Origin of the sequence: Streptacidiphilus anmyonensis, assembly GCF_000787855.1 — a bacterium.
In the GTDB taxonomy this organism is placed as follows: Bacteria; Actinomycetota; Actinomycetes; order Streptomycetales; family Streptomycetaceae; genus Streptacidiphilus; species Streptacidiphilus anmyonensis.
Genome location: NZ_BBPQ01000001.1, coordinates 328519 through 346541 on the forward strand (window position 1 = coordinate 328519; position 18023 = coordinate 346541).

Here is an 18023-nt window from a genome sequence, read left to right on the forward strand (position 1 = left end):
AAGTGCCGACGTACCAGTACCAGTGCACCGCGTGCGGCAACGGCCTCGAGGCCGTCCAGAAGTTCACGGACGCCGCGCTGACCGAGTGCCCCGAGTGCGGCGGCAAGCTGCGCAAGATCTTCTCTGCGGTGGGCGTGGTCTTCAAGGGTTCCGGCTTCTACCGGACCGACAGCCGCTCGTCGTCCAGCAGCAGCATCTCGTCGAACTCCTCGTCTTCGGGCACGGCTTCGACCTCGTCCTCGTCGAGCTCCACCAGCTCGTCGAGCTCCTCCTCGTCCTCGTCGACGTCCTCCTCGTCCGGCTCGTCGGGTTCCGCCGCCTGAGTCGGCTCCCCCGGCTACGCTGCGGCGCATGACAGACCAGTCTGCAGTCGCGGCCACGGCCGAGATCGGCATCATCGGAGGCACGGGGCTCTACGCCCTCGTGGACGACCTCGACGAAGTCGTCGTCGACACCCCCTACGGCGCCCCAAGCGACTCCCTTCTCGTGGGCGAGTTCGCCGGGCGCCGCGTGGCGTTTCTCCCGCGGCACGGGCGGGGGCACCGAACTCCCCCGCATGCGATCAACTACCGGGCGAACCTGTGGGCGCTGCGCTCGCTCGGCGTCCGGCAGATCCTCGGCCCCTGCGCTACCGGCGGCCTGCGCCCACAGTACGGTCCCGGCACTCTGCTGGTGCCTGACCAGCTGGTGGACCGGACCTACGGCCGGGTCCAGACGTTCTACGACGGACAGACCCGATCCGACGGGGTCACCCCGGAGGTCGTGCACGTCTCCGCTGCCGATCCCTACTGCCCGCGCGGCCGCGCGGCGGCCCTGGTCGGCGCCCGATCCTCGGGCTGGGCGCCTGTGGACGGCGGCACGATGGTGGTGATCGAGGGCCCCCGGTTCTCGACTCGCGCCGAATCGCGCTGGTACAGCTCCCAAGGCTGGTCGGTGGTCGGGATGACCGGCCACCCGGAGGCTGTCCTCGCCCGTGAGCTCGCGCTCTGCTACACCTCGCTCGCGCTGGTGACGGACCTGGACGCCGGCGTGGAGACGGGCCAGGGCGTGACGCACGCAGAGGTCCTGGTCGAGTTCGGCCGCAACATCGACCGGCTGCGCGGTGTGTTGGCGGCCACGGTGGCGGCCCTGCCGGCTACGGAGGAACGCGAGTGCATCTGCGTTCACGCGCTGGACGGGGTGACCACCGGCCTGGGAGTCGAGCCGGGCTCCCGCGAAGCAGCCTAGGACGCCTGCAGGCCGCTGCGGAAGCCGCAGCGGGCAGCTTCACTCGGGCGTGGAGAAGTTTTCCACAGGGGGTGGTTATCCACAGCCTGTGAGGGCCTCAGTTGGTCCGGTCCCCGGCTGGGGGCAACGTGGTGGGCACAGCGGATCCCGGTCCGAAGGGATCCCCCACCACGGAGGTCGGCATGTCCCTCTCCATCCCGCCCACCTACTGCATCGCCTCATTCCCGCCGATCCTGGCCGGCCGTGGGCGGCATCGCCTGCCCACGCCGGTACGGCGGCGTCCGGGTCCCATCGCGGCCGGACTGCTCGTCGCGGCCACCACACTCGCCGTGGGATCGATGCGACAGTTCCCCGATTCGAGTGAAAAGGGTGCGGCGGCAAGCGCACGCCCCCACGAGCCCTCCGGAACGTTTCCTCAGGTGGAGCCGGGCACTGTGCCGGCCACGGCTCCGCACGGGTGAATTCCCCGTGTGCCAAGGCGCCCGGAGAACTACCGTAACTTCCGATGCCCATGAAGGGCTTCAAGGCATTCCTGCTCCGCGGCAACGTCGTGGACCTCGCGGTGGCCGTGGTCATCGGCGCCGCATTCACCAAGATCATCAATTCCATCGTCGACGGGGTCATCAACCCGATCGTCGGCGCATTCGGTACGCAGGACCTCAGCGCGTACACGACCTGTCTCAAGGGAACCTGCCTGGTGGACAAGGCCACCGGCAAGGTCGACGGCATCCTCATCCAGTGGGGCTCGGTCCTCGGCGCCACGCTCAGCTTCGTGATCACCGCCGCCGTCGTCTACTTCTGCCTCGTTCTGCCCATGAACGCCTTTATGAAGCGCTACATGGCCAAGAAGGAGGTTCCGGCCCAGGAGTCCAAGTCGCCCGAGGTCACCGAAGTCGTCATCCTCGGCGAGATCCGCGACCTGCTCGTCGCCCAGCGCGGCTGAGACCGGTCGGAAAGCAACGCTCTCCCGTCACTTCTCCCCGTGGTGCGGCGGGGCCTCGCTCAGGTACCAGTCCCTGTCACGCGAGCCCTCGCCGCGCTCGCCGCCCCAGCCCGCGTCCGAGTCGTCCCGGCTGCCGCCGCTCATCGGGTCGTCGAAGACGATCCGACGCTTGGCCCTCTCAGAGCGCTTCGCGCCGCTCTCAAGGCCCTGCTTCGTATCCTGCTGCTCGCCACCACTCACAGGTCCAGAGTAGGCGCAGGCGCGCAGTCTCCCGAGTCGGCGGTCGCTCGGGTGGGACGGATTCCAGATCGGGGCGGTCGAGGTGTGATCCTGCATCCACCCGTCGACGCAGACGCCCAGAACCCAGAGCTGGCCCGCGAGGATGCCGAGCACCACGACGAGCCGGCCGGTCAGCATCGCCGAGGCATTCGGGGCCGTGGCCGGTGTCCAGCCGGTCGTCGTCACCGGGGCACTGTCGCTCCGTCATACGACCTCACCACCAACCCTCCTGGCCGTGCCCAGGTTGATGACGGACAGGCAGTTCTGGACACCCTCATCGTGTGGTGCTCGATTCTGCGGGCGCGCCCAGGCCATAGCGCGCTCGGCGTCGGCGAACATCCGCGCCACCTGGGCGACTTGCTCGACGGGGATGCCACAGACCTCTGCCGCGCCCTCGGGGGCGCAGAAGAGCCCCCGCCACACCTGCTCGGCGTAGCGGGGGCTCCTGCGGAGACTGCGGGGCTTGCCTAGGCGGCCTCGAAGCCCGCGTGGTCGGCGATCTTGCGAAGCTCGGCCAGCGCGTGCTTCTCGATCTGGCGAATGCGCTCCCTGGTCAGACCGTGCTGCTTGCCGACCTCGGTCAGGGTCCGCTCGCGACCGTCCTCCATCCCGTAGCGGGAGCGGATGATCGAGGCGGTGCGGTCGTCGAGACGGTCGATGAGGGCGTCCAACTCCTCGCGGCGGAGCATGACCAGCACGGCGTCCTCCGGAGAGGTGGCGCCGGTGTCCTCGACGAGATCGCCGAACTGGGTCTCGCCGTCGTCGTCGACGGTCATGTTGAGGCTGACCGGATCGCGCGCCCAGTCCAGGACGTCCTTGATGCGGTCCTCGGTGGTGTCCAGTTCGGCCGCGACCTCGGCCGGCTCGGCCTCCCGGCCCAGCTCCTTGGACTTCTCGCGCTGCACACGCCGAATGCGCCCGAGCTCCTCGACGAGGTGGACGGGGAGTCGAATGGTGCGGGACTGGTCGGCGATGGAGCGGGTGATGGCCTGGCGGATCCACCAGGTCGCGTACGTGGAGAACTTGTAGCCCTTGCTGAAGTCGAACTTCTCGACCGCTCGGACCAGACCGGCGTTGCCCTCCTGGATCAGGTCGAGCAGGGGCAGCCCGCTGCGCGGGTATCGACGGGCGACGGCGACCACGAGGCGGAGGTTGGACCGGATGAAGACGTCCTTGGCGCGCTGGCCGTCGGCTGCCACCGCCCGCAGTTCGTCCTCCGTCGCCCCGGCCGCGGTCCGCCCCTCCTCGAGCAGCTGCTCGGCGAAGACGCCCGCCTCGATCCGGGTCGACAGTTCGACCTCCTGCGCCGCGTCGAGCAGCGGGGTGCGCGCGATCTCGTCCAGGTACATACCGACGAGGTCTCGGTCGGCCTCACCTGCGGTCGGGCGCGCGGTACGCGTCCGATCGGCCTTGTCGCGGACGACGGCACGGGTGGCCATACGAACTCCCTCGGGTGACCTGACGGGCCTGGCTGGCCCGTACCTGGGAACTGCTTACGTAACGACTGAACGACGATGTCCGAGGAAACATTCCCGAAGCGGTGTTTTTCTTCGCACGTAGCAGTATGCTGTGCGGTTCGCCCGCGATCGTCAGCAGAGCGTTATCACTCGAGCACAGCGCGGCGGGCGTCCAGTTCTGTCACTCTCTGGGACGATTGTCCGCCCCGTAACAGTTCCCCGCGCGGTGAATCGGCGACGGGGAAAGCCCCGGAGCGGAGAGGTGACAGGCGTGCGATGGAGGCAGTCCTGGCTGCTCTGGGCGGGTGCGGGGCTGTGTCTGGCGCTCTTCGGACTGCTGTTGGCTCTGGTCGAGTCGGGCTGGGGTCCACTGGCGCGCTTCGACCAGTCGATCGACCAGGGCCTGCACACCACCGCGCTGCGCCACGTCGCGTGGACCGGGTCGATGCGGACCGTCACCACCGTGCTCTCCCCGACCGTGCTCCGAGTGATCCTCGGCGTGCTGGTCGTCTGGTTGTGGTGGCGCGGGGCCCGGGTAGCCGCGCTGTGGGCGGCAGCCTGCGGGGTCGTGCAGGCGGCGCTTGAGGAGGGCGTCAAGGAAGCGGTCGCCCGGCCGCGGCCGCTCCTGCCCGAACCCGTCTCCACGGCGACCGGCTGGAGCTTTCCTTCCGGCCACGCCATGACTTCGGCGACGGTGATCCCGCTCCTGGTCGTCGTCGCCTGGCCGCACCTGCGTCGGCGTGCGACGCGCGCGGTGACGGCCGGGGTGGCCGCCGCCCTGGTGTTCCTCGTGGGGTGGACGCGAATCGGGCTGGGCGTCCACTGGCCCAGCGACATCCTCGGCGGATGGCTGCTCGCCGGCTTCACCCTCTGTGCCGTGACGGCGGCCGTGGACACCTGGCGCCCGGGCATGCGCGGAGCCGAACTGCATCGGCTGACTTCCCGGGCTGCCCAACGCGTGCAACGCCGGCAGGTGCAGCGGCAGCAGGTGCAAGCACGGGACGCGGACCCGTCCTGAGACGGGCCCGCGCCCCATCGGTCGTTCGAAGCTGAACCGGCTCGCAGCTCAGCCGCCGCTCGACCACGCAGCCGCTCGGCGAATCAGGCGGTGCACTCGTAGAGCGTCTCGCCGGAGGTGGCACCCGCCGACGACGTGCCGGAGGTGCCGGAGGTGCCGGAGGCCCTGCTCGACGAGGAACCCGTCGACGTCGAGGTCGAGCCGCCGTACGCCGAGGCGCTGACCGCCTTGCAGGCGGACTGCACGTATTCGGTCGCCTCGCTGTTGGCCTGACCGCCACCGGGGCCGCCACCCATGCCGCCGAAACCGCCGGAGCCCAGCAGCACGAAGCGCAGCTTGCCGGAGGCGACGAGCGACTTCAGCTTGGCCAGGCTCATGGCCGGGTCACTGCCGGTGAAGCCGCCCATGGCGATCACCGGCTTCCCGGACTGGAGGATGATCTCGGACGCCGATTGGGCGCTGGAGACCGCGACCAGCCAGGTGGCGCCACCCTGGTTCCTCTCGAGGTAGGAGAGGAGCGCCGTGCTGACCGACCCACCGCCCATGGGACCCCCGAAGCCGCCCGCGCCGTCGAGGCCACGCGTCCGCTCCGTACCACCGGCGCCGGCGCCCTGCCCCAGGCCGGATGCCGTGCCTCCCTGACCTGTGCTTCCCTGGCCTGTGCTTCCCTGGCCTGCGACTCCTTGGCCTGTGCCGGCCGCGGTCGTTCCGTCTCCGGACGTTCCGCCGGGCATGCCTGTGCCCGCTCCTCCTGGGAAGCCGCCCGGGAAACCGCCCCCGAATCCACCCGTGCCCTCCGCGCCGCCTGGGCCACCCGCACCGCCGACTCCACGCGGGAACTCGCCGCCGCGCAGGCCGCCGGGAAAGCCGCCGCGCGTGCCGCCGGCGCCGCCGGGGAAGCCGAAGCCGCCGCCTGAAGACGGGCCGGCCGTCGGGTTGGTGCCCTGAATGGCGCCCGCGGTCACCGTGTCCGCAGCGTAGGCGGCGGGGCCCGCAAGCAGGGCCAACGCTGCCGCGATCGCTCCGACCGCCAGGACGCGCCTGCGGACCGCGGCCCCGACCGAGCTCGCGCCGAAGCGCGCGACGATCAGCGCCACCACTCCGCCCACCGCCAGCAATGCGACGACCGGCCACAGCCAGGGCACGAAACTCGTCGTCCGCCGGAGCAGCAGCACCGCCCAGATCGCCGAGAGGACCACGCCCGCCGGCAGCACGGCGGCCCACACGGGCTTGCGTGAGGGCGAACGCAGCGCCCGGAGCAGCATCGTCCCGCCCGCACCGGTGAGGGCGGCGATCGCAGGAGCCAGCATGGTCGTGTAGTACGGGTGGAAGGTGCCGGAGGAGAAGCTGAAGACGATGTAGTGCGTGAGCAGCCACATCCCCCACAACAGCAGCGAGGCTCGCTGCATGTCGGTGCGGCGCCGACGGCCGCGCAGCACCAGCGCCCCGACGAGGGCGACCACCGCGAAGGGGATCAGCCAGGAGATCTGGCCGCCGAGGATGTCGTTGAAGAGCCGGCCGGCACCGGAGGTGCCGCCGAAGTTGGCACCGCCCCCGCCCCCACCGCTGCCGCCTGCCCCGCCGCCCGCGCCGAATCCGGCAGTGGCGCCGCCGCTGGTTCCGGTCACGTTGCCGGCGCTGGCCCCGAGCACGCGCTCAAGGCCGTTGTAGCCGATGACGAGGTTCCACACCGTGCCGTCGGAGCTGGAACCGATGAACGGGTGGTCCTTGATCGAGTCGACGATCACTATCCACCAGCCGCTGGAGACCACGAGAGCGACGCCCGCGATCAGCAGGTTCCGCGCCCGGACCAGCCAACTCCCTCGCGCCGCCCAGGCATAGGCGAGGAACAGCGCCGGGATCACCATGTACGCCTGCAGCATCTTGGTGTTGAAGGCGAACCCCACCAGTACGGCGGAGACCACCAGGTGACGCAGCGTGCCGCGCCGCACGGCCTCCAGGCAGAACCACGCCGCGGAGACGGTGAGCAGCACCAGCACCGGGTCCGGGTTGTTGTCGCGGCTGATGGCCACGGTGATCGGGGTGAGCGCCAGCACCACGGCGGAGACGGTCGCCGCGACGGGGCCGAAGCTGCGACGGACGGCGCTGTACAGGACCGCGACGGAGGCGACGGCACAGCCGGCGATCGGCAGCAGCATCTGCCAGCTGCCGAAGCCGAACACGCGACAGGAGAGCTCCATCAGCCACAGCGCGAACGGCGGCTTGTCGACGGTGATGAAGTTGCCCGCGTCCAGGGAGCCGTAGAACATCGCGGACCAGCTCTTCGTGCCGCTGAGCACGGCCGCCGCGTAGTACGAGTTGGCGTCCCCGTTCTGGCCCAGGCCGTAGCAGTAGACCAGTGCGGCCAGGGCCAGCGTCCCCCAGTAGGCGGGGCGGATCCAGCGCGGACCCCGCGGACGGCGTGGCCGCCGCAGCACGCCGGTATGCGGGGGGACGGCGGCCGACTCGGCCGGTGCTTCGATGTAGGCGCTCACCGGCGGGCCTCCTGGTCGGTGCGGTGATCGGGGGTGCGGTTGGTGGTGCGGTAGGTGGTGCGTTGATCCGTGCGCTGGTCGGCGCGGTGATCGGGGGTGCGGTTGGTGCGGTTGGTGCGGTGATCGTTCTCACGGCAGGTGCCGTGGTCGGCGGGGGCCGAAGCGAGGGAGGAGAGCTCCGACAGGTCGGCGTCCCGGGCGTTCCTGGCCGTGCGGTGGGGGTTGAACACCCAGGCACGCAACAGCACGAAGCGGACCACGGTGGCCAGGGCGTTCGCCGCAACCAGCCAGCCGAGCTCGGCCGTGTGCGAGGCGCCCGGCGCGACCGCGTGGGAGACGGCGAGCGCGACGGTGCTCAGCACCAGGCCGATGACGAAGGCGATGCCGCCCTCGACCTGGTGGCGCAGGGCGTCCCGCGGGCCGGTGACGCCGAACGTGAAACGACGGTTGGCGGCCGTGTTGGCGATCGCCGTCGCCAGCAGCGCGAAGGCGTTGGCCAGCACGGCGGGTGCCGCTTGCCGCGTCAGGAGGTACAGCCCCAGGTAGGCGAGGGTGCTGAGCACCCCGATCACGGCGAAGCTGGAGAGCTGCCAGCGCATGCCGGTCGGCAGCTGCGCCTGGAGCACGCGCGGCGGAACGGGCATCCGGGTGGCCCCGAAGGCGGCCTTCCTACCGACGCGCCACATGCCCTTGAGGTCGTCCTTGACCGTGCGGACGATGTCGACGCGGCTGTCCGGGTCGTCGATCCAGTCGACCGGGACCTCGTGGATCCGCAGGCCGCTGCGTTCGGCGAGAAGCAGCAACTCGGTGTCGAAGAACCAGGTCTGGTCCTCGACATCGGCGAGCAGCGCCTGCACGACCTCGGTCCGGGCGGCCTTGAAACCGCACTGGGCGTCGGAGAACTTGGCCGCGAGCGTGGCCCTGAGCAGCAGGTTGTAGGTACGCGAGATGAACTCGCGCTTCGGACCGCGGACCACCGCCGAGCCCCGGTGGAGCCGGCTGCCGATGGCGAGGTCGCTGTGACCGGAGAGCAGTGGAGCGACCAGTGGGAGGAAGGCTTCGAGCCCTGTGGAGAGGTCCACGTCCATGTAGGCCACGACGTCGGCGTCGCTGCTGCCCCAGACGGTTCGAAGGGCGCGACCGCGTCCCTTCTGGTCCAGGTGGACGGCGCGGACCTCACGGAGCTCCGCGGCGAGACCGGAGGCGACCTGCCAGGTGCCGTCGATGCTCGCGTTGTCGGCGATCGTGATGCGGAACGGATAGGGGAAGTGCTCGCTCAGGTAGCTGTGCAGCGTGCGCACGCTGCGGGCGAGCACGAGCTCCTCGTTGTAGACGGGGACGACCACCTCGACCAGCTCGGTGCGAGTGCCGTCCCGGCCTGTGGCGGGAGGGGCGGCGTGTGCCGCCGGCGAGGACGAATGGTTCATGCCAGGAAGCCTTGGGCCCGGCGCTGTGGTGCACCTGTGCGGTGTTTAGGGCTTGGCTGGCAGGTGCCGCGCGCTCCGCCGTTCGTGCGATCGACCTACCGGCGGACCCGCCAACGGACCCGCCGAAGCGACTGCTGCCGTGTCGCTCAGCCCCCGAGCTTCCGCAGTTCGCCCTTGAGGACTTTGCCGGAGGCGTTGCGGGGCAGCTCGTCGACGAAGATCACCTCACGCGGGACCTTGTAGTTGGCCATCTCCCGGCGGCACCAGTCCACCAGTTCCACGGCCGCTTCCGGGGAAGGTTGTTGACGCGGGATCACGAAGGCTCGACCCACCTCGCCGAGGCGCGGGTCGGGAACGCCGACGACCGCGGAGTCCGCGACGAGCGGGTGGCGGGCCAGGATGCGTTCGATCTCCGCCGGGTAGGCGTTGAAACCGCCGACGGTGTACATGTCCTTGAGGCGGTCGGTGATCCGCAGGTTGCCGTCGGCGTCGAGGACGCCGATGTCACCGGTGCGGAGCCAGCCGTCGTCGGTGAAGGCTCCGGCGGTGGCGGCCGGGTCCTCGAAGTAGCCGCGCATCACGGTGTAGCCGCGGACCTGGACCTCGCCCGCCTCGCCGGGCGGAACGTCCTTGCCGTCGGCGTCGCGGAGGCGGACCTCGACGTCGGGGATGGCGCGGCCGGAGGTCGCGGCGACGGTGTCGGGGGTGTCGTCGCGGCGGCACATGGTGACCATGCCGCAGCTCTCGGTCAGGCCGTAGGCGGTGAGCACCGTGCCGAAGCCGAGGTCGTCGCGGATGCGGTGGACCAGCTCCAGCGGGACGACGGCAGCGCCTGTCACGGCGAGGCGCAGCGAGCCGAGCGCGTACTGGTCGCGTGCGGGGTGGTCGAGCAGGGCCTGGTAGACGGTCGGCGCGCCCGGCAGGACGGTGACGCGCTCGGTGGCGATCTTGGCGAGCACGGCCTCGGGGTCGAAGACGGGCTGCGGCAGGATCGTGGCTCCGCGCATGAGGCCGGCGAGGACACCGGCCTTCCAGCCGAAGGTGTGCGTGAACGGGTTGACCACCAGGTAGCGGTCCCCCTCGGCCAGTCCGGCCAGATCGGCCCAGGTGCCGAAGGCGCGCAGGCTCTGGGCGTGGGTGGTCACGGCGCCCTTGGGCAGCCCGGTGGTGCCGGAGGTGAACATGATGTCGGCCGGGTCCTCCGGGCCGACGGCGGCGATGCGTTCCTGGACGGAGCGCTCCGGGATGTCCGCGCCCGCCGCGAGGAAGGCGCGCCAGGAGAGCAGCCCCTCGGGGACGGTCTCGGTGTCGCCGAGGACGACGGTGGCGCTCAGGTCGGGCAACGGACCGGCGGCCTTGAGAGCCGAGACGTAACTGACGCCGAGGAAGGTGGAGGTCACGAACAGCAGCGAGGCCCGGGTCCGTCGCAGCAGGTCCGCCGCCTCGCCGCCCTTGAGCCGGGTGCCGAGCGGGACCAGCACCGCGCCGGCGCTGACCGCGCCGAGTGCCGCGACGACGTAGTCGGGGGTGTTCGGAGCCCAGATGCCGATGCGGTCGCCCGGCCGGACGCCCGTGGCCATGACGCCGGCCGCCGCCCGCCGGACCCGGCGGGCCAGCTCGGCGTAGTCGAACCGGGTGCGCGGGCCGACGACCGCCTCGCGGCCGCCGTAGCGGGCGCCCGCCGCCTGGACCAGGTTCGCGATGGTGCCCCACTCCAGATCCGCACGCATGGGCGTCCTTCCCGCTGTTCGGCTCCGACGTCGCGCTCGTGACTGATCGTCAGATTAGGCTGACGGCGGGCTTCCCGGAAAGGTGGCGTGGACTCTATTCTGACGCTACGTCAGAAGATCTTCCTCTACGGCTGGTCGCCGTAACGGAGTTCGGGGAGCCGCCCATGCTCAGGGACCGCTCGGCCATCGTCGGCATCGGCCAGACCCGCTTCGCGAAACGACTGGAGGAGTCGGAGAAGGCGCTGGCTTGCCGCGCCGTGCTCGCCGCCCTGGACGACGCCGGGATCGAGCCGCACGAGGTGGACGCCCTCGCCTCCTACACCATGGAGGAGACCGACGAGGTCGAGCTCGCCAAGGCGATCGGCGCCGGAGACGTCACCTTCTTCTCCCGGATCGGCTTCGGCGGTGGCGGCTCCTGCGCCACCGTCGCGCACCTGGCCATGGCCGTCGCCACCGGGCAGGCCACCGTCGGCGTCGCGTGGCGCAGTCGCAAGCGCGGCAGCGGCAGACGGCCCTGGACCAACACGGCCCAGCAACTGCCCACCCCGGCCCAGTGGACCAGGCCCTTCGGCCTGTTGCGCCCGGCCGACGAGATCGGCATGCTGGCCCGCCGCTACATGCACGAGTACGGCGCCACCCGCGACCACCTCTTCAACGTCGCACTGGCCTGCCGGAACCGGGCCAACCAGAACCCCGACGCGATCATGTACGAGCGGCCGCTGACCCGCGAGATGTACATGGACGCACGGTGGATCAGCGAACCGCTCTGCCTCTACGACAACTGCCTGGAGACCGACGGCGCCCTCGCCTGCGTCGTCGTGAGCGCCGAGCGAGCGCGGGACTGCCGGCAGCGGCCCGTCTACGTCCACTCCGCCGCCCAGGGACTGCCCGCGCAGCACCACGGCATGGTCAACTACTGGAACGACGACCCGCTGACCGGCCCCGCCTGGACCGCCGCGCGACAACTCTGGAAGACCGCCGAGTTCGGCCCCGAGGACGTCGACGTCGCGCAGATCTACGACGCCTTCACTCCGCTGGTCCCGCTCTCCCTCGAGGGCTACGGCTTCTGCGGCCGAGGCGAGGGAGCGTCCTTCACCGAGGGCGGAGCCCTGGAGCTCGGCGGCCGACTGCCGATCAACACCGGCGGCGGCGGTCTCTCCGAGGGCTACGTGCACGGCTTCAACCTGATCAACGAGGGCGTCAAGCAACTGCGCGGCGTCTCCACCGCCCAGGTGCCCGACGCGGCCACCTGCCTGGTCACCGCGGGCGAGGGCGTGCCGACCTCCGCGCTGCTGCTACGCGCCTGAGCCGCGCTCACGCGCGTAGCGCCGGATTCCTACTCAATCCATGTGATTCCGAAGGTGGGCGTGCGATCCAAGCGCGCTGAACAGGGCTGAAAAGGAAGGCTGCCGAATGGACACCATCACCGCCGAGGGACTGCTGCTCCCCTGGCCCGACAACGACGGCGAGCCGTTCTGGGAGCACGCCCGCCACGGTGAGCTGCGCATACAGGCCTGCACGGACTGCGGACGGCTGCGCTTCCCGCCCCGTCCATGCTGTCCGCAGTGCGGCAGCTTCGACGACGAGTGGCGACTGATGTCCGGGCGGGGACGGCTCTGGTCCTACGTCGTCGCCCACCCGCCGCTGCTCCCGGCCTACGCGGAACGCGCGCCTTACCCGGTCGCGCTCGTGGAGCTGGAGGAGGACCCGAGGATCCGGCTGGTGGGGACCCTGACGACCTCGGTCCGCCGACCCAACGCGCCCTGGAACGCGGTACCGCCTCAGCGGCTGCGGATCGGGGCACCGGTGCAGGCGGTCTTCCAGGCGGTGACGCCCGAGGTCACCGTCGTACGCTGGGCCCTGTGCAACGGCTGATCCGGTCCATCCGACCCCGGTCCGGTCAAACCTGAGAGCCCCACAGGCGTCGTCCGTCCGGGTGAATCAGAAGCCACGGGTCCTGGCCTGGGAACAGTGCGTTGCGCAGCGGTGAACTTACCTCACTCCTCACCGAACGTCTGCTTCCATCTACTACAGTGCAACGTCGTCCGAGCCCTGTCCCCGCGCAGTTGCACGGCCGGACCCCGCAATCAGGACCAGGAGTCATCGTGACCATCCCCGCCGCTCTTCCCGACGACTGGGCGGACACGCCCGTCACCGTCGTCATGCCGACGTACAACGAGATCGGCAGCCTGGAGGCGACGGTCGAGCAGGTCATGGCCCTCCCGCTGCCCGGCCTGCACCTGAAGGTCGTCGACGACAGCAGCCCCGACGGCACAGGCGAGCTGGCGGAGAAGCTCGCGGAGCGCCACCTGCTGGACGGCAAGCCCCGCATCAGCGTGCTGCACCGCAAGGGTAAGGACGGCCTCGGAAAGGCCTACGCCGCGGGCATGGCGCTCGCCGTCGAGGAAGGCGCCCGGTTCGTCGTCCAGATGGACGCCGACGGCAGCCACCCGGCGAGCGCGATCCCGCAGATGCTCGGCACCGCCCTCTCCACGGGCGCCGGCGTGGTCGTCGGCAGCCGCTACGTCCCGGGCGGCGAGCTCGCCGAGGAGTGGGGCTGGCACCGCCGGCTGCTGTCGCGCTGGGCCAACGCCTACGCCGGCACCATCCTCTCGACCCGCGTCCGCGACATCACCGCCGGCTTCAACCTCTGGAGCGCGGAGGCGCTGCACGCGGTCGACCTGGCCACGCTCGAGAGCGCCGGCTACAGCTTCCAGGTGGAGCTCAAGTTCCGCGCCGTGCACGCCGGTTTCAGCGCGCTGGAGATCCCGATCCGCTTCGAGGAGCGGCGCGCCGGCGAGTCCAAGATGAGCCTCTCCGTGCAGCTCGAGTCCGCGGTCGTGCCGTGGCGCCTGCGGCTGCGCGCGCGCAAGTAAGCCACACGTCGGCGCCGGGCGGCGACTGTCGACCGGCGCCGGCAATCCACCGCCTGCCGCCTGCCGCCTCCCACCCGGCGCGTCCGCAATCCGGACGCCGCTAGAGTGGCGGGATGACTTGGCTTGTCACCGGCGGCGCCGGCTACATCGGAGCACACGTCGTCCGCGCGATGGTCGAGGCCGGCCACGGCGTGGTCGTCCTGGACGACCTCAGCACGGGCGACCCGTCGCGGCTGCCCGCCGGAGTCCCGCTGGTCCAGGGTTCGACCCTGGACCAGCCGCTGCTGGCCTCGGTGCTGCGCGAGCACGACGTCACCGGTGTGCTGCACATCGCCGCGAAGAAGCAGGTCGGCGAGTCGGTCGAGAAGCCGCTCTGGTACTACCGCGAGAACGTGGAGGGCCTTCGGGTCGTCCTGGAGGCGGCAGCCGAGGCGGGGGTCCGGCGCTTCCTGCTGTCCTCCTCCGCGGCGGTCTACGGCATGCCGGACGTCGACCTCGTCACCGAGGAGACCCCCTGCCGGCCGATGAGCCCGTACGGCGAGAGCAAGCTCGTCGGCGAGTGGCTGGTGCGGGCGGCGGGCCGCGCCCACGGCATGGGCACCGTCTCGCTCCGCTACTTCAACGTGGCCGGGGCGGCGACGCCCGAGCTGGGTGACCCCGGCGTCTTCAACCTCGTCCCGATGGTCTTCGAGCGCCTGGACGCGGGCGAGCCCCCGCGTATCTTCGGCGACGACTACCCCACGCCGGACGGCACCTGCATCCGCGACTACATCCACGTCGCCGATGTCGCCGAGGCGCACGTCGCCGCGGTGCGCCGACTCACCGCAGACCCGGACGGCACCGACCTCATCCTCAACATCGGCCGGGGCGAGGGCGTCTCGGTCCGCCAGATGCTCGACGTCATCGGCGAGGTCACCGGCCTCGACACGACGGGAGAGGTGACCCCGCGCCGCGCGGGCGATCCCGCACGCGTGGTCGCCTCGGCCGAGCGGATCGCCGAGGAGCTGGGCTGGAAGGCACGGTTCGACGTGCACGAGATGATCAGCTCCGCCTGGGCGGGCTGGCGTCTGCGCCACTGAGTGCTGGGCCTGCACCCCAGCGTTCACCCTCCTGACCGCCGCGTGGCCGGCTCCGGAGAGACGTCAGCGGCGACGGCATGGGCGCACGGCGCACGGAGCCACACCCGCGCGAGAACCGGACCGCCGCGCGGGACGCCGGGGTGCCGGGGCGCCAGGGGCGCCAGGCGCGCCGAGCACGAACCCGGACGCCCGCTGTGAACGCACAGGGCGTCCTGACGTGCGGAGCGTCCGCAGGGGCAGGCCCCTCCGCAGGCGCAGGGCGTCCGCACAGTGAAGCCCGTCCGCAGGCGCAGGGCGTCCGCACAGTGAAGCCCGTCCGCAGGCGCAGGCCCCTCCGCACCGGGAGGCCCGGCCGCACATGTAGGGCCGCCCGCGCCGACTGGCCGGTCGGCCTCGCCCGCCGACGCGCACAGCCCTGCTGTCGCAGGCTCCCCGCCACGAGGCGGGGCGGCGGGCGCTCCTGCTCAGCTCACTTCACTCCCGGCCCGTCGCGGTGCCGCGCGCCGCGTCCAGCGCGTAGACGCAGTGGTCCTTGCTGCACGCGAAGACGCGGCCGTCGGCGGTGACCGGAGAGCCGGTGATCTCGCCGCCGGTGTCGAGCTTCCAGCGGAGGCGGCCGTTGGCGAGGTCGAGGGTGTGCAGGGAATGGTCCCGACTGCCGAGGTGGACGAGGCTGCCCGCGGCCGCGGGGATGCCGGCGAGCTCGGCGCGGGCCGCGTAGCGCCAGCGCTCCGTGCCCGTACGGGTGTCGAACGCGAACACCGTGTCGCCGCTGCCGACGAGGACGAGGTCCTCGGCGAGGACGGCCGGGTCCGCGCCCTGGCGGCCACCGGTGCGGGCGTGCCAGCGGACCGCGCCGTTGGCCGGGTCCAGGGCGAAGACGGTGCCGAGGTAGTCGGCGACGAAGACGCCCTGCTCGCTCACGGCCGGGGAGGTGAACAGGACGACGGGGGCGTCGAAGCGCCAGCGCTCCGCGCCGGTCTGCTCGTCCACGGCGTAGACGCGCGTACCGCTGCAGAGCAGGAGCATGCCTCGCCAGAGCACCGGCCGGGAGGGGACCTCCTCGCCCAGCGGGAACGCCCACTGAAGCTGACCGGTCGTCAACTCCAAGGAGCGGAGGCAGCCTCCGCCGTAGTAGTAGACCGAGTCGCCGATCACGCAGGGGCCCGACGCCGGGTTCTCGTAGGCCTGCTGGGCGTCGTTGGTGTGCCACATCTCGCTGCCGTCGATCGCGGAGTGCACGTGGACGCCACCGCCGCGGGTTCCCGCGACGAGGGCGCCGCCGGCCGCGTCGAGGGTGTAGGTCCAGCCGTCCAGGGCCACCCGCCAGCGCTCGACGCCGTCGGCGGCCTGCAGCGTGAAGAGGTTGGGACCGTCGGCGGCGTGGACCCTTCCGTCGGCCACCGCCAGGGCCCAGGCCACGCTCTCGGTGCGGAAGCGACGCCGCCCGCTGGCGATGTCGAGCGCGTGCACCCCGAAGCTGGCGACGTACAGCACGCCGTCGGAGATGATCGGCGCCCCCCACACGTCGTGTGACATGCGGAAACGCCACGGACGCCAGGGCGCCTCAGGAGCCGCCTGCGACTCCGCGGGCGCGGTGCCGGGCCCCGAGGGCCCGGAGGCCGGGGACTGAGCGGGCGCCGGGACCGCCGACGCCACGGGGCCGGATGAACCGGAGGAACCCGAGGAACCGGAGGAGCCGGGAGAACCCGAGGAACCCGGAGAGCCCGGAACGCTCGGCGGAACGGCGGGTCCGGCCGAAGCCGGACCGGCGGGCGAGCCGGGCGAGCCGGTCGAGACGGGACCGGAGGGGGCAGCGTGCGCGCCCCGCTGCACCCAGCCCGTCGTGGGCGGGGTCACCGGCTCGGACGGCGGGTTCGCCGGAAGCCGGACGCCGGGCCCTATGGGCGCGGCCATGCCGGGAAGGTGCACGACCGGCCGAGCGGTCGTGGCCGCCTCGGGGGGTGTGCGGGTCGCGGACGCCGACTCGTGCGCGGGCGGACCCGCGTGCTGCCCGCCCCGGTGCGTCGCGGGCTGGACGGGAAGCTGCCCGCCCGCCGCCGCACCCATCCCAGCCGCACCACCGGGCATCCCAGCCGCACCACCGGGCATCCCGGCCGCACCGGCCCCGGCACCGGGGCCGCCGCCGGGACTGCCGCCGGAGCCGCCAGAGCCGCCGTGGGCGGCCTCGGACACCGGGTAGCCCGGTCGCACGCCTCCGCCCGCCGGAGCCCCGGGGCTCATCGGCCCCGCGTGGCCCGGGTAGCCCGCGCCGTGCGCGCTCGACTCCGGCGGAGCCACGGGCTGCTGGAACGAGGGCGGGGGCGGCGTACGGCGCCCCTTCTTCTTCTCGATCAGGTCGAGGGCCACCGGAGGCAGCCACTCGCCCGCGTCGTCCTGCGTGCCGTCGCCGGAGCCGTACAGGTGCGGGGCGAGCTCGGCCGCGATCTCCGCGGGAACCGGGCGCCGCTCGGGCGCGGTGCGCATGCAGGCGCGGACCAGCGGGGCCAGTTCCTCGGGCAGGCCGGAGAGGTCCGGAGCCTCGCGCAGGAGCATGAACACCGTCTCGACGGGGTTCGCGCCGTGGTACGGCGGGTGGCCGGTGGCCGCGAAGACCATCAGCGAGCCGAGCGAGAAGACGTCGGAGGCGCCCTGCACGCCGCGGCTGTCACGAGCCTGCTCCGGCGACATGTACGCGGGGGTGCCTACCGCGACATTGGTCATCGTCAGACGGGTGTGCGAGACGCCCGCCGCGATGCCGAAGTCGATCACGCGCGGTCCGTCCTCGGTGACCAGCACGTTGGACGGCTTGAGGTCGCGGTGCACCAGGTTGGCCGCGTGGATGGACTGCAGCGCCTCCGCGATGCCGGCGATCAGCCAGCGCACCGTGGCAACCGGGAGCGGTCCGCACTCGGTGACCAGGTCCTCGAGCGAGGGCGCCGGGATGTAGGCGGTGGCGAGCCACGGCACGGCCGCGTCGGCGTCGGCGTCGACGACCGCGGCGGTGTAGAAGCCGCTCACCGTCCGCGCGGCCGCGATCTCACGGGCGAAGCGCACCCGGAAGAGCTGGTCCTCGGCCAGCTCCGCCCGCACCGTCTTGATGGCGACCCGGCGGCCCGCCGCCGAGCGTGCCAGGTAGACCAAGCCCATTCCGCCCGCGCCGAGCCGGCCCAGCACCTCGAAGGGCCCGATCCTTCTGGGATCGTGCGCCGTCAGCTGGTCCACGTCCTCAGCACCTCCCCGTTGGGTCGAAAGCGCCGTCGGTAGGAGAAGCAGGACAGACGCAGCACTGATTCTCCACGGCCGGACGCCCCACAGGCCAACCCGCCGGGCGGGACATGGGACACACCCTCGCCACAATCACGCCACAGACCGGCAACCGTACGGCCGTGCTCCGGAAAGTAGCCCGCTCGGACGGCTAGGGAGGCGCGACGCGCGACCGAGTCGTGACGAATCCTCCACGGCGCGGCGGGGACGATCTAGATTGGTGAC

General features: G+C 71.8%; 14 protein-coding genes. 8 read left to right on the plus strand and 6 right to left on the minus strand.

The features are described 5' to 3' along the window. Window positions 1-2: 2 nt before the first annotated feature. The 3 genes from TR50_RS01450 to mscL all read left to right on the plus strand — a co-directional run bounded on the left by TR50_RS01450 (window position 3) and on the right by mscL (window position 2170). Window positions 3-323 carry an FmdB family zinc ribbon protein gene (locus TR50_RS01450; protein WP_042412732.1) on the plus strand — a complete coding sequence of 107 codons (321 nt, stop codon included), beginning with the start codon at window positions 3-5 and terminating at the stop codon, window positions 321-323. Between the two features lie 28 nt (window positions 324-351). Further along, window positions 352-1227 (plus strand): S-methyl-5'-thioadenosine phosphorylase, encoded by an 876-nt coding sequence (locus tag TR50_RS01455; protein ID WP_042412734.1) that lies wholly within the window; start codon window positions 352-354, stop codon window positions 1225-1227. Window positions 1228-1738: 511 nt separating this feature from the next. Continuing rightward, window positions 1739-2170: a large conductance mechanosensitive channel protein MscL gene (gene mscL / locus TR50_RS01460; RefSeq protein WP_084699627.1), complete on the plus strand. Its 432-nt coding sequence runs from the start codon at window positions 1739-1741 to the stop codon at window positions 2168-2170. 27 nt (window positions 2171-2197) lie between these two features. Here the strand turns inward: mscL and TR50_RS01465 are convergent, their stop codons facing one another. Both TR50_RS01465 and TR50_RS01475 read right to left on the minus strand, forming a co-directional pair. After that, window positions 2198-2635: a hypothetical protein gene (locus tag TR50_RS01465; protein WP_042412738.1), complete on the minus strand. Its 438-nt coding sequence runs from the start codon at window positions 2633-2635 to the stop codon at window positions 2198-2200. 281 nt (window positions 2636-2916) lie between these two features. Beyond that, complete coding sequence (locus TR50_RS01475; RefSeq protein WP_042376789.1) at window positions 2917-3888, minus strand: sigma-70 family RNA polymerase sigma factor; 972 nt, start codon at window positions 3886-3888, stop codon at window positions 2917-2919. Window positions 3889-4177: 289 nt separating this feature from the next. Between TR50_RS01475 and TR50_RS01480 the strand changes: the two genes are divergently transcribed. Beyond that, window positions 4178-4924 (plus strand): phosphatase PAP2 family protein, encoded by a 747-nt coding sequence (locus TR50_RS01480; RefSeq protein ID WP_052440551.1) that lies wholly within the window; start codon window positions 4178-4180, stop codon window positions 4922-4924. A gap of 83 nt (window positions 4925-5007) precedes the next feature. Here the strand turns inward: TR50_RS01480 and TR50_RS49625 are convergent, their stop codons facing one another. The 3 genes from TR50_RS49625 to TR50_RS01495 all read right to left on the minus strand — a co-directional run bounded on the left by TR50_RS49625 (window position 5008) and on the right by TR50_RS01495 (window position 10576). Then, complete coding sequence (locus TR50_RS49625) at window positions 5008-7419, minus strand: glycosyltransferase family 39 protein (protein WP_042412742.1); 2412 nt, start codon at window positions 7417-7419, stop codon at window positions 5008-5010. Next, window positions 7416-8846 (minus strand): bifunctional glycosyltransferase family 2/GtrA family protein, encoded by a 1431-nt coding sequence (locus tag TR50_RS45185; RefSeq protein ID WP_152648196.1) that lies wholly within the window; start codon window positions 8844-8846, stop codon window positions 7416-7418. Before TR50_RS45185 ends, TR50_RS49625 begins: the two co-directional genes overlap by 4 nt. A gap of 146 nt (window positions 8847-8992) precedes the next feature. After that, a complete protein-coding gene (locus TR50_RS01495; RefSeq protein ID WP_042412745.1) occupies window positions 8993-10576 on the minus strand; it encodes a FadD3 family acyl-CoA ligase in 1584 nt (527 codons plus the stop codon). A 164-nt stretch (window positions 10577-10740) separates the two neighbouring features. On the opposite strand from TR50_RS01495, the gene TR50_RS01500 reads away from it, so the two are divergent. The 4 genes from TR50_RS01500 (at window position 10741) to galE (ending at window position 14531) form a co-directional block, all read left to right on the plus strand. Next, a complete protein-coding gene (locus tag TR50_RS01500) occupies window positions 10741-11883 on the plus strand; it encodes a lipid-transfer protein (RefSeq protein ID WP_042412747.1) in 1143 nt (380 codons plus the stop codon). A gap of 106 nt (window positions 11884-11989) precedes the next feature. Continuing rightward, a complete protein-coding gene (locus TR50_RS01505) occupies window positions 11990-12451 on the plus strand; it encodes a Zn-ribbon domain-containing OB-fold protein (protein WP_042412748.1) in 462 nt (153 codons plus the stop codon). A 287-nt stretch (window positions 12452-12738) separates the two neighbouring features. Then, window positions 12739-13452, plus strand: coding sequence for a polyprenol monophosphomannose synthase (locus TR50_RS01510; protein ID WP_084699670.1), 714 nt, complete (start codon window positions 12739-12741; stop codon window positions 13450-13452). Between the two features lie 113 nt (window positions 13453-13565). After that, a complete protein-coding gene (gene galE / locus TR50_RS01515) occupies window positions 13566-14531 on the plus strand; it encodes a UDP-glucose 4-epimerase GalE (protein WP_042412753.1) in 966 nt (321 codons plus the stop codon). A gap of 474 nt (window positions 14532-15005) precedes the next feature. Here the strand turns inward: galE and TR50_RS01520 are convergent, their stop codons facing one another. Beyond that, the gene (locus TR50_RS01520) at window positions 15006-17756 is read right to left on the minus strand and encodes a serine/threonine-protein kinase (RefSeq protein WP_042412756.1); all 2751 of its coding nucleotides are present in this window, start codon (window positions 17754-17756) and stop codon (window positions 15006-15008) included. Window positions 17757-18023: the final 267 nt, after the last annotated feature.

Bases quoted from the DNA above. Each gene is read 5' to 3' on its own strand.
- TR50_RS01455 (WP_042412734.1), top strand. From the start codon at position 352: ATGACAGACCAGTCTGCAGTCGCGGCCACGGCCGAGATCGGCATCATC.
- mscL (WP_084699627.1), top strand. From the start codon at position 1,739: ATGAAGGGCTTCAAGGCATTCCTGCTCCGCGGCAACGTCGTGGACCTC.
- TR50_RS01475 (WP_042376789.1), bottom strand. From the start codon at position 3,888: ATGGCCACCCGTGCCGTCGTCCGCGACAAGGCCGATCGGACGCGTACC.
- TR50_RS45185 (WP_152648196.1), bottom strand. From the start codon at position 8,846: ATGAACCATTCGTCCTCGCCGGCGGCACACGCCGCCCCTCCCGCCACA.
- TR50_RS01495 (WP_042412745.1), bottom strand. From the start codon at position 10,576: ATGCGTGCGGATCTGGAGTGGGGCACCATCGCGAACCTGGTCCAGGCG.
- TR50_RS01500 (WP_042412747.1), top strand. From the start codon at position 10,741: ATGCTCAGGGACCGCTCGGCCATCGTCGGCATCGGCCAGACCCGCTTC.
- TR50_RS01505 (WP_042412748.1), top strand. From the start codon at position 11,990: ATGGACACCATCACCGCCGAGGGACTGCTGCTCCCCTGGCCCGACAAC.
- TR50_RS01510 (WP_084699670.1), top strand. From the start codon at position 12,739: ATGCCGACGTACAACGAGATCGGCAGCCTGGAGGCGACGGTCGAGCAG.
- galE (WP_042412753.1), top strand. From the start codon at position 13,566: ATGACTTGGCTTGTCACCGGCGGCGCCGGCTACATCGGAGCACACGTC.